The sequence below is a fragment of the Methylobacterium sp. genome, from assembly GCF_028290105.1.
Taxonomy (GTDB): domain Bacteria; phylum Pseudomonadota; class Alphaproteobacteria; order Rhizobiales; family Beijerinckiaceae; genus Methylobacterium.
This window is the reverse complement of record NZ_JAQGKL010000002.1, coordinates 18,228-32,496: the sequence shown is the minus strand read 5'-3', so window position 1 is coordinate 32,496 and position 14,269 is coordinate 18,228. Positions and strand designations below refer to the sequence as shown.

The window sequence follows — 14,269 nt, the reverse complement described above, 5'->3', positions numbered from 1 at the left end:
CCGTCTATGCGGCGCCCGAGCCGGCGGACGTGTTCGGCCGCGATTACGACGCCGCCGGATTGATCACCGCCGGGACCCTCGGCGACGCCACGCCGACGGGCGAGGCGACCTACTACCTGTGCGGGCCCAAGCCCTTCCTGGCGTCCCTCGTCCACGGCCTGGCACGGGCTGGCGTGCCGGCCTCGCGCATCCGCTACGAGTTCTTCGGCCCCGCCGACGATCTCGTTGAAACGAGCCTCGCCGCCTGACGGCCCCTGGCAGGGCGCTCCACCCGGGGCGTCCTGCCGTTTGAACCTATTCGCATAAAGACATCTTTATATCTTGATTGCCTCCGCGCTCGCGCGCTGCTATAGCCCCGCCAGACGCACAGAGTGACGGAGCGAACACGAGATGGCCCAGGATTACATCGTCAAGGACATCGGACTGGCCGAGTACGGCCGCAAGGAAATCTCGATCGCCGAGACCGAGATGCCGGGCCTGATGGCCACCCGCGAGGAGTTCGGTCCGTCGCAGCCCCTGAAGGGCGCGAAGATCGCCGGCTCGCTGCACATGACGATTCAGACGGCCGTGCTGATCGAGACCCTGAAGGCGCTCGGCGCCGACATCCGCTGGGTCTCCTGCAACATCTACTCGACCCAGGACCACGCCGCCGCCGCCATCGCCGCCGCCGGCATTCCGGTCTTCGCCATCAAGGGCGAGACCCTGGAAGAGTACTGGGACTACACCTCGAAGCTGTTCGACTGGCATGACGGCGGCCTGCCGAACATGATCCTCGACGACGGCGGCGACGCCACCATGTTCGTCCACCTCGGCCTGCGCGCCGAGAACGGCGACACCGCCTTCCTCGACAAGCCGGAATCCGAGGAGGAGGAGATCTTCTTCGCGCTCCTGAAGAAGAAGCTCGCCGAGAAGCCGAAGGGTTGGTTCGCCGGTCTCGCCGATTCGATCAAGGGTGTCTCGGAAGAGACCACCACCGGCGTGCACCGCCTCTACAACCTCGCCAAGGAGGGCAAGCTGCTCTTCCCGGCGATCAACGTGAACGACGCCGTCACCAAGTCGAAGTTCGACAACCTCTACGGCTGCCGCGAGTCGCTGGTCGACGGCATCCGCCGCGGCACCGACGTGATGATGGCCGGCAAGGTCGCCATGGTCGCGGGCTTCGGCGACGTCGGCAAGGGCTCGGCCTCCTCGCTGCGCCATGCCGGCTGCCGCGTCCTCGTGTCCGAGGTCGATCCGATCTGCGCGCTCCAGGCCGCGATGGAAGGCTACGAGGTCGTGACGATGGAAGACGCGGCCCCCCGCGCCGACATCTTCGTCACCGCCACGGGCAACAAGGACATCATCACGATCGAGCACATGCGGGCCATGAAGGACCGCGCCATCGTGTGCAACATCGGCCACTTCGACAATGAGATTCAGGTCGCCGGCCTGAAGAACATGAAGTGGTCGAACATCAAGCCGCAGGTGGACGAGATCACCTTCCCCGACGGCCACCGCATCATCCTCCTGTCGGAGGGTCGCCTGGTGAACCTCGGCAATGCGACGGGCCATCCGTCCTTCGTGATGTCGGCCTCGTTCACGAACCAGACGCTGGCCCAGATCGAGCTCTGGACCAACCCGGGCAAGTACGAGAAGCAGGTCTACACCCTGCCCAAGGCCCTCGACGAGAAGGTGGCGCTCCTCCACCTCGAGAAGATCGGCGTCAAGCTCTCGAAGCTCAGCTCCGAGCAGGCTGCCTATATCGGTGTTTCCGAGACCGGCCCGTTCAAGCCCGACCACTACCGCTACTGAGACGGCCGGCGCCCCGAAGCGGGGCGTCACGCACCATCCGAATCGACGACCGAAGCCCGGCCCTTGTGCCGGGCTTCTTCGCGTCCGGCTCGTCGCTGAAGGCGCGGTGTGGCTTTTCTACGCCCCCGGCGGGCCATCGCCACCGAAGTCCCTAAAGTTAAGCTTAACCCTCTTCCGGGACGATTCCGCCTCGCGCTAAGGTGGGTCGATTCCTCAGATGGAGTGACCCGCGTCCGCCTTTCGGGCGGTTGCGGGAAGGGCGCGGTTTGGCGTCTCATCGAAGATTCGTGGAGGCGGGACGGATCATGAGGGTCGATCGAGCGGCGCGCAACGTCCTGTGCGCCGGCTCCCTTGTCGTCGCCGTGGCCGGGATACCGGCGCGGGCGGTCGGGCAGGGGATGGATGCCAGTGCCGTCGCGGCGGGTTTCGGGCAGCACACGCACAACGCCGCCGGCCTCGCGATCCTGATCGGGCTGACGGTCTTCGCCACCATCGTCGCCCTGCTTCACATGCGCGAGCGAAGCCGCTGGAGCCGGCGCGAGCGCGATCTCGTCGATGAACTCTCGACCCTGCGCAGCGCCCACGACCGGGCCGAGATGCTGCTCAACGCCGAGCGCCAGATCATCGTGACCTGGACCGGACGCGGTGCGCCGACCGTCGAGGGCGATATCGGTCTCGTCGACGGCAAGCGCCTGGCGGGCCCCGGCCAGACGCCGTTCCTCGCCTTCGAGACTTGGCTGCACGGCGTCGATGCCGACGCCCTGAACACGGTCGTCGAGACCCTTCGGGCGCGCGGAACCGGCTTTCGCCTCAGCCTGCGCACCCAGTCCGGGCGCTTCATCGATGCCCATGGTCAGGCCCTGTCCGGCCGCGCAATCCTGCGCCTGCGCGAGACCACGGACGAGAAGCGCGAGCTCATCGACCTGCGGCTCACCCTCTACGAGGCTAAGCGCGGGCTCTCGGCGCTGGGCTCGCTGCTCGATGCGATTCCGCAGCCGGTCTGGCGCCGCAACCGCGACGGCGCCCTGGCCTGGGTCAACCTCGCCTACGTGGCCGCCGTCGAGGCAGGCACCCGCGAGAACGCCCTCGAAGGCGGCGTCGAACTCCTCGACCGCCAGGCGCGCGAACTCATCGCCCGCGAGGAAACGGGCCGCATCACGGCCGGCGGACGCGCCGCGCACCGGCTTTCCGCCGTGGTGGCGGGGGGGCGGCGCACCCTCGACGTCACCGAGACGGCGATCGAGACCGGCCGGGTCGGCATCGCGGTCGACGTTTCGGAACTGGAGAGCGTGCGCGCCGATCTGCAGCGCCAGATGGACGCCAATGTCCGCACCCTCGACCAATTGCCCACCGCGGTCGCGATGTTCGACGCGCGCCAGCGCCTGATCTTCCACAACGCCGCCTATCGCCAGCTCTGGGGCCTCGACCAGGCCTTTCTCGACGGCCGTCCCCTCGACGGCGAGATCCTCGACCGGCTTCGCGCGGCCCGAAAGCTGCCCGAGCAGGCCGACTTCAAATCCTGGAAGGCCGACGTGCTCGCGGCCTATCGGGCGGTGGAGGCCAACGAGGCCTGGTGGTACCTGCCCGACGGCCGCTCGCTGCGCGTCGTCGCGGACCCGAACCCGCAGGGCGGCCTGACCTACCTGTTCGACGACGTCTCGGAGAACATGAAGCTCGAGTCGCGCTACAACGCGCTGATGCGGGTGCAGGCCGAGACCCTGGACACCCTGAAGGAGCCCGTGGCGGTGTTCGGAGCCGATGGGCGCCTCACCTTCGCCAACCGGGCCTTCGCGACGCTGTGGCGCCTCGACCCCGAGACGCTGGGCGAGCGCCCCCGCGTCGACGCGGTCATCGCCGCCTGCCAGGTGCTCTCGCCCGAAGAGGACCCCTGGCTCGACATCCGCGGCGCCATCACGGGCCTGGAGAGCCGGGCCGGCCTGACCTGCCGCCTGGAGATCGTCGACGGCACGGTGCTCGATTGCGCCGCCCAGCCCCTGCCAGAGGGGGCGACCCTGCTCACGCTCATCGACGTCACCGCGAGCGTGAACGTCGAGCGCGCGCTGACCGACAAGAACGACGCCCTGGAACGCACCTCGCAGCTGCGCGACACGTTCGTGAACCACGTCTCCTACGAGCTGCGCTCGCCGCTCACCAACATCATCGGCTTCACCCAGTTGCTGGGCGACGAGACGGTGGGGGCCCTCAACGAGCGCCAGCGCGAGTATTCCGGCCACATCATGCGTTCTTCCGGGGCGCTGCTGGTGATGATCAATGACATCCTCGATCTCGCCTCGATCGATGCCGGCTCCCTCGAACTCACGCGCGAGGTGGTCGATGTCCGCGCAACCGTGGACGCGGCCGTGCGCGGCCTCGAGGACCGGCTCGCCGATTCCGCCATCACCCTGGATCTCGACGTGCCCGACGACGTCGGCAGCTTCGTCGCCGACGGCAAGCGCGTGCGCCAGATCCTGTTCAACCTCCTGTCGAACGCCGTCGGTTTCTCGGCACCCGGCCAGCATGTCCGCGTCGAGGTCCGGCGCAACGCCTCCGAACTCACGCTCTCGGTGGTGGACCAGGGCCAGGGCATGCCGCCCGAGGTCGCCGAGCGGGTCTTCGACCGCTTCGAGAGCCATACGCTCGGCACCCGCCATCGCGGGGTCGGCCTCGGGCTCTCCATCGTGCGCTCCTTCGTGGAACTGCATGGCGGCCGGGTCGGTCTCGAATCCACGCCGGGCAGCGGCACCCGCGTCACCTGCACCTTCCCGATCTCCGAGCCGAACGCGCGCCGGGATGCCGCCGAGTAGGGTGCCTTCGCCGGACAGGTTTGTGGGGAGCCTTCGGGGCCGTCCGCGATTTGGTTAAGGATGCTGCTTTATGAAAGCGGGCATCCGCGCGGTCCCGGTGATCGCGGCGCGGCCGAGGAGGAGTTGGGCTTGAACGAGGATGGTGCCGACACGCCCCAGCGTGAGGGGAACGCGGCCTGGGAGATCATGCTGCCCGACGAGAGCGCCACCGAGGATCTCGGCCGCTTCCTCGCGGAGTTCCTGATGCCGGGCGACATCGTCGCCCTGTCCGGCGGGCTCGGCGGCGGCAAGACCACGCTCGCCCGCGCACTGATCCGTGAACTCGTCGCCGACCCGACCCTCGACGTGCCGAGCCCGACCTTCACGCTGATCCAGCCCTACGAGGCGGCGAATGGCCGGTTGATCGTGCATGCCGACCTCTACCGCCTGCGCGGTCCCGACGAACTCGTCGAACTCGGCTTCGACGAGATGAGCGAGACCGCCATCACCCTGGTGGAATGGCCCGAGCGTCTCGGCCATCGCGACGCGCCCATCCTCTCCGTCGACCTCTCGCTGCGCGCCGAGTTCGGCGACGGCGCGCGCTTTGCCCGCATCGACGGCAGCGGCGGCATGGCCGCCCGTCTGGGGCGTGCCCGTGCCCTGCGGATACTCCTCGTGCGCAGCGGCTGGGACGAGGCGACCCGCATCGCCATGCAGGGCGACGCCTCCTCGCGCGCCTACGAGCGGCTGGTGAAACCCGACGGCAAGAGCGCCGTCCTGATGATCTCGCCGCCCCGCGCCGACGGCCCGCCGGTGCGCAACGGCCGCCCCTACAGCGCCATCGTCAAGCTCGCCGAGAGCGTGCACGCCTTCGTGGGCGTCGACCGCGGCCTGCGGGCTCTCGGCTTCTCCGCGCCCCGCATCTACGGCGAGGATCTCGCCGAAGGCCTCCTGATCATCGAGGATCTCGGCTCGGAACCCGTGGTCGATGCCAGCGGCCCGCGCCCCGAGCGCTACGCGGAAGCCGTGCGCCTGCTCGCCAAGCTCCACGCCACCGAACTGCCCGGCGTCCTCCCGGTCGCCGACGGCATCGACCACGTGCTGCCGCCCTACGACCTCGAAGCCCTCGTCTTCGAGACCGAATTGCTCCCCGACTGGTACTGCCCGGCGATCCGGGGCGCCGACCTGCCGGGGCCGGCCCGCTCCGAATTCGTCTCGCTCTGGGCCGAGGTGCTCGACAGCGTCACGCCCGATCGCCCGACCTGGACCCTGCGGGATTACCATTCCCCCAACCTGATCTGGCTCCCCGAGCGCGAGGGGCTCGAGCGCATCGGGGTCATCGATTTCCAGGACGCGGTGCTCGGGCACCCGGCCTACGACGTCGCCTCCCTCCTGCAGGATGCGCGCGTCGACGCCTCGGCCGAGTTCGAACTGCGCCTGCTCGGCCTCTACGTGCGCGAGCGCCGGGCCCGCGAGCCCGATTTCGACATGCACGCCTTCGCCCGCGCCTATGCGGTGCTAGCAGCCCAGCGCGCCACCAAGATCCTCGGCATCTTCGCGCGCCTCGACCGGCGCGACGGCAAGCCCGGCTACCTCGCCCACCTGCCGCGCATCGAGGGCTACCTCGCGCGCAATCTCAACCATCCGGCCCTGACGCACCTGCGCCTCTGGCACGAGGCACACCTGCCCCACCTCCTGCCGAAACCCACGCCCGAACCCGTGTCCGACGTCGCCGAGAACCCGTGAGGCGGGGATGCAGCCTCGTCTCACCCTCCTGACCCTCGGGGTCGCCGACCTGGGGCGGGCCGTGCGCTTCTACGAGGCCCTGGGCTGGACGCGCTCACGCTACGCCTCGGAGGGCGTGGCCTTCTTCCAACTGGGAGGCCTCGTCCTGTCGCTCTACCCGCGCGCGGCGCTCGCCGAGGATGCGGGCATCGCCGCCGAGGGCTACGGCTTTCGCGGCTTCGCGCTCGCCCACAACACCGGGAGCCGGGCCGAGACGGACGCGGTCCTCGCCGACGCGGTCGCGGCGGGCGCCACCCTGGTGAAGCCGGCCGAGGACGCGTTCTGGGGCGGCTATTCCGGCTATTTCGCCGATCCCGACGGTACCCTCTGGGAGGTCGCCTGGAATCCGGACCTCCTGCCGCTGCCGGACGGCAGCGTGCGCCTGCCCGCTTGAGCGAAGCGCGAACCCATTCAGCGAGACGAAGCCGCCATGCCCGAAATCGTCAAGTCCGAAATCGTCATGTCCGAGACCGCCGTGCCCGACACATCGCCCATCACCCGCGCCTTCGTCCTCGCGGCAGGCCTCGGCAAGCGCATGCGCCCGATCACCGCGACGGTGCCGAAACCCCTGGTGGAGGTGGCCGGCCGCGCGCTCCTCGACCACGCCCTCGACCGGGCGGCGGAAGGCGGGATCACGAAGGCCGTGGTCAACGTCCACTACCTCGCGGACCTGATCGAGGGTCATGTCGGCAAGCGCCGGACGGCCCCGGAGATCGTCATCTCCGACGAGCGCGACGCGCTTCTGGAGACCGGCGGCGGCGTCAAGAAGGCCCTGCCGCTCCTCGGAACCGAGCCCTTCGTGGTCTTCAACGCCGATTCGTTCTGGCTGGAGGGGCCGGAATCGAATCTCGGGCGTCTGATCGCCGCCTGGGATCCGGAGGCGATGGACATCCTGCTCCTGGTCGCGCCCACCGCCACGAGCCTCGGCTACGAGGGCGGCGGCGACTTCGTCATGGATTCCTCCGGTGCCCTGGAGCGGCGCGGCGAGCGCGAGATCGCGCCCTTCATCTATGCCGGCGTCGCCATCCTGAAGCCGGGCCTGTTCGCGGGCACGCCGGAGGGCGCCTTCTCCCTCAATCTGCTGTTCGATCGCGCCATCGCGGCCCGCCGCCTGCACGGCCTGCGCCTCGACGGCCAGTGGCTGCACGTCGGCACGCCGGAGGCGATCACGGCCGCCGAAGCCCGGGTGAAGTCGACCGCGCCGGTGGCCTGAGGCACGATCGCGCCGGATCGCCAGGGCGCCGCATTCCAGCGAGGAGAATTCGGTGGCATGGATCATCCGATGCCGAACTCCGACGCTCCCCACGTCTTCTCGATTCCCCCCGGCGCACCCTTTCTGCCCACCCTGGCCGAGGCCCTGATCTCCGGCCGGCTCGTGGGCGACATCGGTGCCGACCCCTTCGCGCTGGCTTCCGTCACCCTCTACCTGCCGACGCAGCGCGCGGTCCGGGCCCTCTCGGCGATCCTGGCCGCGCACCTCGGGCAGGCGGCCCTCCTGCCCCGCATGGTCCCCCTCGGCGAGGCGGACGAGGCGGAACTGGATCTTGCCGCCAACCCCCTCATCGAGAACGGGCCGGACGTGCTCGCCCCGGCGATGCCGCCCCTGGAGCGCCGGCTGATCCTCGCGCGCCTCGTCCAGAGCTGGGCCGAGGCGGTGGACCGCACCCTGCTGCCCATCGACGACGACGTGCCGTTCCTGGTGCCGTCCTCGCCAGCCGACGCGATCGGGTTGGCGGCCGACCTCGAACGGCTGATGGACACGCTCACCGTCGAGGGCCTGCCCTGGGCCGAGATCGGCGGCGCGGTCGAAGCGGAATACTCGCGCTATTTCGGCCTGACCCTGGATTTCGTGAAGATCGCCGCCGAGGCCTGGCCCGGCATCCTCGCGGAGCGCGGCATGAGCGATCCGGTCTCGCGCTCGCGCAGGCTCGTGATCGCCGAGGCCGATCGCCTGACCCGCGAGCGCCCCGGCGATCCCGTGATCGTGGCCGGCTCCACGGGGTCGGTGCCAGCCACCGCCCGGCTGATCGGCGCGGTGGCAGGGCTGGCGCGCGGCGCCGTGGTCCTGCCGGGCCTGGATGCCGACCTGGATGCCGCCGGTTGGGACGCCATCGAGACCGGCGAGGGGGTTTCGCGCGAAGTGGCGCACGGGCATCCGCAGGCAATCCTGCATCGCCTGCTCGGCCCGGCTTGCCTCAAGCGCGACCGCTCCGAGGTCGTGATCCTCGGCGAACCCACCGCCGACGCCCTCGCGCGCGCCGGCCTGCTCTCGCAGGCCCTGCGCCCGGCCGAGACCACGGAGGCCTGGGCCGATCTCGATCCGACGCGGCGCGCGCATCTCGCAGGAGCCGGGATGCGGGGGCTCGCCGTGGTCGAGGCCGCCGACGAGCGCGAGGAGGCGCTGATCATCGCCATCGCCCTACGCGAGACCCTGGAAACCCCTGGGGCCACCGCGGCCCTGGTGACGCCGGACCGGGCGCTCGCCCTGCGCGTGGCCGCCGAACTCGCCCGCTGGGGCATCGTCGCGGAGGATTCCGGCGGCGAGGCGCTCTCGCGCAGCCGGGCCGGGCGCCTCGCACGGTTGGCCGCCGAACTCGCCGCCGACCTGGAGCCCGCCCGGCTCATCACGCTCCTGTCGCACCCGTTCGTGCGTCTAGGGATGCCCCGGCGCGACGTGGCGCGCGCGGCTGCCGCCCTGGAGATCGGGGTTCTGCGCGGGCCCGCGCCCGCCCCGGGGTTCGCCGGCCTGCACGAAGTGCTCGCCGCCCAGCGCACGGAGACCGGGCGCCGGCCCCGCGCCAAGCGCCGCCTGACCGACCTCGACTGGGATCTCGCCGCCGACCTCCTGAACCGGCTGGAGTTGGCCTTCACGGGCTTTCTCGACCTCGATCATCGCGGGGTCGGAAACCTCGTCGCCTACGCCGCCTGCCACCGCGTCGCCTTCGACAGGCTGATCGACGCGGCGGAAGGCGAGGCCATCGACGACGCCTCGCTCGCCATCCTCGACACCCTGTTCGACGACCTCGAATTGGCCGAGCCGGGCCTCCTGCCCGGTCGCTTCGGCGATTACCCGGCTTTCTTCACCGCGCTCGCCCGCGAGCGGATGGTGGCCTGCAGCGACGGGCGCCCGCATCCGCGTCTGCGCATCCTCGGCCTCCTGGAAGCGCGCCTGATGCGCGTCGATCGGGTCGTGCTCGGCGGCCTCGACGAGGGCGTCTGGCCGATGAAGACGACGACCGACGCCTTCCTCAACCGGCCCATGCGCGAGCGCATTGGCCTCAACCCGCCCGAGCGCCGCATCGGCCAGAGCGCCCACGACTTCGTGCAGGCGCTGGGACACCACGACGCCATCATCACCCGCGCGGCCAAGCGCGAGGGCGCACCCACCGTGCCGTCGCGCTTCCTGCAGCGCCTGCGCGCCTTCACGGGCGAGGCGCAATGGAGCGGAGCGCTTCAGGCCGGGCGCCGCTTCTCGGCCTATGCCGCCGCCCTCGACCAAGGCACGGGCCCGGCGCAGCCGCGTCTGAAGCAGCCCAAGCCCAGGCCCGATCCGGCCCTGTTCCCGCGCTCCTTGAGCGTCACCGAGGTCGAGACCCTGGTGCGCGACCCCTACGTGATCTTCGCCCGGCACGTGCTCGGGCTCGATCCCCTCGATCCCGTGGCGGCCGAACCGGGTGCCGCGGATCGCGGCACGCTGATCCACGACATCCTGGGCGCGTTCGCCGAGAACCATCCCGAGGTGCTGCCGGATGCGGCGGAGGAGCGTCTCTACGCCTTCGCCCTCGACGCCTTCCAGCAGATCTCCGAGACCTACCCCGAACTCTACGCCGAGTGGTGGCCGCGCTACGAGCGGCTCGCCGCCAAGTTCCTCGCGTGGGAGGCCGAGCGGCGGGGCGAGGTAGCCCGGGTCTACCCGGAGATCTCCGGCAAGTGGCTGATCCCGATGGGCACGGAGACCTTCACCCTGCGGGCGCGGGCCGACCGGATCGAGCGCCATCGGGACGGCAGCGCCAGCATCGTCGACTTCAAGACCGGGCTGCCGCCGAGCAACAAGGAGGTCTTCGCCGGCTTCTCGCCCCAGCTCACCCTCGAGGCGGCAATGCTCATGGCCGGCGCCTTCGAGGGCTTTCCGGTGACGACGCTGACGCCGGACCTGCTCTACGTCTACGCCTCGGGCGGGCGCAAACCCTTCGAGCCGCTCCCCGTGAAACCGCCGCGCGGCGACGACCGCGAGGTCGCCGCCATCGTCGCCGAGCACGTCGCCCGCTTCCGGGGGCTCGTCGCCCGCTTCCTCACCGGCGAGGCGGCCTACACCTCGCGGCCCTATCCGAAATACGCGAAATCCTACGGCGACTACGACCACCTCGCCCGAGTGCTGGAATGGTCGCTCGGCGGGGAGGGAGACGGCTGATGTCACATCGCGAAGCCTTCGTCGTCGACGATCTCACCAAGGCGGCGCAGCGCCGGGCCGCCGATCCGCGCGCGTCGGCCTGGGTCTCGGCCAATGCGGGCGCGGGCAAGACCAAGGTGCTCACCGACCGCGTGGTGCGCCTCCTCCTCGACGGGGCGCCGCCCGCCCGCATCCTCTGCCTGACCTTCACCAAGGCGGCCGCCGCCAACATGTCGATCCGCGTGTTTCGCGTGCTCGGCCGCTGGGTGACGCTGGACGATGCCACGCTGAGCGCGGAACTGACCGAACTCACCGGCGAGCGCCCCGCGCGAAAAACCCTGCAGGTGGCCCGGCGCCTGTTCGCCCGCGCCGTGGAGACGCCGGGGGGGCTCAAGATCGAGACCCTGCATGCCCTCTGCGAGCGGCTGCTGCACATGTTCCCGTTCGAGGCGAACGTGCCCGCCCGCTTCGTGGTGCTGGAGGAAACGCAGGCGGCGGACGCTTTCCGGATCGAGACCGGGAACGTCCTGGCCGACGCCATCGGGGGCGACCATCCGCATCTCGGGGACGCGCTCACCATCGTCGGTCCGGAGGCGACAGGCGACGCCCTGCGCAAGGCGGTCCGCAACGCCATGCGGGCCCGTGACGTGCTGGCGACCCGCGCCGGCCTGGACGGCCCCTTCGACGCGCTCGCCGACGCCCTCGGCGTCCGGGCCGGCGAGAGCGTCGCGGCGATCGAGGCGCGCATGCGCGACGGCGGTCTCGGCGACCTCACCGAAATCGCCGCGCGCCTGCGCACCGGCAAGGCCACCGACGACGGCATCGCCGACAAGCTGCTGGCGGTCGAGGCGGCCACTCCGGCCGAGGGCTTGGAGATCTATCTCGGTATCTTCTTCACCAAGGAGGGCGCGCCCAAGGCCGACAAGAGCCTCGGCACCAAGGCGGTGCCGGAGGACGTCAAGCAGGCCTTGCGCGACGAGCGCGACCGGCTCGAGCCGCTGCAGGATACCTTGCGCGGCGTCCAGGCCCTGGAGCGGACCCGCGCCCTGTTCACCCTCGCGGCCGAGATCCACCGGAGGGTCGAGGCGCAGAAGGCCCGGATCGGGGCGCTCGATTTCGACGACCTGATCCACAAGACCCTGGACCTCCTCGGCCGGGTCGATTCCACCTGGGTGCTCTACAAGCTCGATCGCGGCGTCGACCACGTCCTCATCGACGAGGCGCAGGACACCAATCCGCACCAGTGGGAGATCCTGCGCCGCATCACCGCCGAGTTCGCCTCCGGAGAGGGTGCCCGAGAGGTCGCCCGGACACGCTTTGCGGTGGGCGACCCGAAGCAGTCGATCTACAGCTTCCAGGGTGCCGAGCCGCGCGAGTTCGAGATCACCCGCCGCGCGTGGCAGGGCGCCGCGAAGGGGGCGGACCTCGCCTTCGAGGACGTGCATCTCGAATTGTCGTTCCGGTCCACCGGAGGCGTGCTGCGCGCCGTGGACGCCACGTTCAAGATCGCCACGCATTATCAGGGCCTGTCCTTCGAGGACACGGCCATCGGCACGACCCACACCACGGCCCGTGCCAGCGCACCCGGCACCGTCGAACTCTGGCCGGTCGAGGAGCCGGCGGACGAGCCCGAGCCCGATGCCTGGGCGGCCCCCGTGGACGCGCCCGAGACCAACGCGCCAGCCATCGTCACGGCGCGCCGCGTGGCGCGTGCGGCGCTGACCTGGATCACCACGGGCGACGAGACCGGCCGGGTCTGGCGCCCCGGCGATATCCTCATCCTGGTGCGCAAGCGCTCGGCGGCCTTCGAGGAGGTGATCCGCGCCATGAAGGCGCTGGGCGTGCCGGTGGCCGGCCAGGACCGCCTCGACATCGCCGCCCACATCGCCGTCAACGACCTCGTGGCCGTGGGCCGGGCGGGCCTCCTGCCCGCCGACGACCTGACCCTGGCCGGCGCCCTCAAGACGCCGCTCGTCGGGTTCGACGACGACGACCTTGTGCGCATCGCCGCCCGCCGCGATCTCCACGAGACCCTGGAGGATGCCCTGGCGCGCCACGCCGCTTCCGGTGATCCGGCGGCGATCCGGGGACATGCCGCCCTGAAAAGCTGGATCGATCTCGCCGCCTGCGAGGGTCCCTTCGGGTTCTACGCGACGCTCCTCGGCGCGCGCGGCGGGCGCCGCGCGCTCGTCTCGCGCCTCGGCGGCGAAGCCGGGGATGCCATCGACGTCTTCCTGATGACGGCGGCCCAGGCCGAGCAGGCTCCGGACGCGCCCTCGCTCGGCGGTTTCCTCGCCCGCTACGACACCGTTCCGGGGCGCGGGGAGGGGGGGCACACGGTCAAGCGCGACCTCGAATCCGGCCGTGACGAGGTCCGGGTGATGACCGTCCACGGCGCAAAGGGCCTGGAGGCGCCGGTGGTCATCATCATAGACGGCTGCGAGGCCCTCGGCCGCAACGACCCGCCGCTGCTGCCCCTGGCACAGGCGGACCCCTCGCTGCCCCGCTTCGGACGCAACGCCAGTCCGCTCCCGCCGATCTGGGCGGGCGCCAAGGCGGGGGACTGCGAGGCCGTCACCCAGGCGCGCGCCACCCTGCAGGTGCGTGCCCGCGAGGAGCACAACCGCCTCCTCTACGTGGCCATGACCCGCGCGGCCGACCGTCTCGTCATCGCGCCCTATCGCGGGCACGAAGCGCCCACCGAGGCGGCTTGGTGCGAGATGATCCGGACGGGTCTCGAGGCCGAGTTCGGCGCGGGCGAGGCCGTGGACACCGCCTACGGGCCGGCCACCCTGTGGCGCGAGGGTGGCGCGGTGACGGCGCGCGACCCGGCTCCGGCCGCCGCACAAGCTCCAACGGACCTGCCCGCCTGGCTCGAAGCTCCGGTGGCCGCCGAGACCGAGGCCGCGCCGCCCGTCACCCCGTCCGGCGCCCTCGGGGCCGCCGACACCCGGCGCGAGCCGGGCCAGCGCCAGGCGGACAGCGAGGCCCGCAAGCGCGGCACGCTGATCCACTCCCTCGTGGAGCACCTGCCCCGGATCGAACCCGCGCAGCGCGCGGCCGCCGCGACGGCGTTCGTACGGGCACGGGCGCCTGGGCTGGAGCGGGCCAAGCAGACGGCCATCGTCGCCGCGACCCTGCGGCTGCTGGACGAGCCTAACCTCGCCCCACTCTTTGCACGCGATGCGCGGGCCGAGGTGACGCTTTCCGGCCGGGTGATGGTTGGGGGCATGTCGCGCCCGGTCTTCGGCCGGGTCGACCGCCTCGCGGTCTCCGCCGACACGGTCTGGGTCGCGGACTTCAAGACGGGCCGCCCGCCGGCCGAGGGTGCCGCGCTGCCGCGCGCGGAGGCCGGGCAGATCGCCCTTTACGCCGCGCTCCTCGCCGAGATCTACCCGCGGCACCGGGTGATCCCGATGCTGGTCTGGACGTCGGGGCCGGTCATCCGGCGCCTCGAGCCGAACGAAGTCGCCGACGCCCTCGACGCCCTGTCGCGGCGCGCCGCCTGATGACGATGGAG

7 protein-coding genes and 1 pseudogene are annotated in these 14,269 nt (G+C 71.1%); all 8 read left to right on the top strand.

From position 1 onward, the window contains the following. Positions 1-248, top strand: a pseudogene (locus JWQ05_RS00150) (nitric oxide dioxygenase); the annotation flags it as partial. Positions 249-390: 142 nt separating this feature from the next. Continuing rightward, entirely contained in the window at positions 391-1,791 is a 1,401-nt protein-coding gene (ahcY, locus tag JWQ05_RS00145) for an adenosylhomocysteinase (RefSeq protein ID WP_299652633.1), read from the top strand. Positions 1,792-2,096: 305 nt separating this feature from the next. Next, on the top strand, positions 2,097-4,595 hold the full coding sequence (locus JWQ05_RS00140; protein ID WP_299652630.1) for a PAS domain-containing sensor histidine kinase: 2,499 nt from the start codon (positions 2,097-2,099) through the stop codon (positions 4,593-4,595). A gap of 186 nt (positions 4,596-4,781) precedes the next feature. Beyond that, positions 4,782-6,320 carry a tRNA (adenosine(37)-N6)-threonylcarbamoyltransferase complex ATPase subunit type 1 TsaE gene (gene tsaE, locus JWQ05_RS00135; protein WP_299652642.1) on the top strand — a complete coding sequence of 513 codons (1,539 nt, stop codon included), beginning with the start codon at positions 4,782-4,784 and terminating at the stop codon, positions 6,318-6,320. Between the two features lie 7 nt (positions 6,321-6,327). Beyond that, on the top strand, positions 6,328-6,753 hold the full coding sequence (locus JWQ05_RS00130; protein ID WP_299652628.1) for a VOC family protein: 426 nt from the start codon (positions 6,328-6,330) through the stop codon (positions 6,751-6,753). A gap of 66 nt (positions 6,754-6,819) precedes the next feature. Further along, positions 6,820-7,572, top strand: a complete 753-nt coding sequence (locus JWQ05_RS00125; protein ID WP_299652639.1) for a nucleotidyltransferase family protein — start codon at positions 6,820-6,822, stop codon at positions 7,570-7,572. 69 nt (positions 7,573-7,641) lie between these two features. Next, positions 7,642-10,770: a double-strand break repair protein AddB gene (gene addB / locus JWQ05_RS00120; RefSeq protein WP_299652636.1), complete on the top strand. Its 3,129-nt coding sequence runs from the start codon at positions 7,642-7,644 to the stop codon at positions 10,768-10,770. Next, a complete protein-coding gene (addA, locus tag JWQ05_RS00115; protein WP_299652625.1) occupies positions 10,770-14,258 on the top strand; it encodes a double-strand break repair helicase AddA in 3,489 nt (1,162 codons plus the stop codon). Before addB ends, addA begins: the two co-directional genes overlap by 1 nt. Positions 14,259-14,269: the final 11 nt, after the last annotated feature.

What these genes read in the sequence shown, in the direction of transcription:
- addB (WP_299652636.1), top strand. Translation starts at nt 7,642, where the DNA reads ATGCCGAACTCCGACGCTCCCCACGTCTTCTCGATTCCCCCCGGCGCA.
- tsaE (WP_299652642.1), top strand. Translation starts at nt 4,782, where the DNA reads ATGCTGCCCGACGAGAGCGCCACCGAGGATCTCGGCCGCTTCCTCGCG.
- JWQ05_RS00140 (WP_299652630.1), top strand. Translation starts at nt 2,097, where the DNA reads ATGAGGGTCGATCGAGCGGCGCGCAACGTCCTGTGCGCCGGCTCCCTT.
- addA (WP_299652625.1), top strand. Translation starts at nt 10,770, where the DNA reads ATGTCACATCGCGAAGCCTTCGTCGTCGACGATCTCACCAAGGCGGCG.
- JWQ05_RS00125 (WP_299652639.1), top strand. Translation starts at nt 6,820, where the DNA reads ATGTCCGAGACCGCCGTGCCCGACACATCGCCCATCACCCGCGCCTTC.
- ahcY (WP_299652633.1), top strand. Translation starts at nt 391, where the DNA reads ATGGCCCAGGATTACATCGTCAAGGACATCGGACTGGCCGAGTACGGC.
- JWQ05_RS00130 (WP_299652628.1), top strand. Translation starts at nt 6,328, where the DNA reads ATGCAGCCTCGTCTCACCCTCCTGACCCTCGGGGTCGCCGACCTGGGG.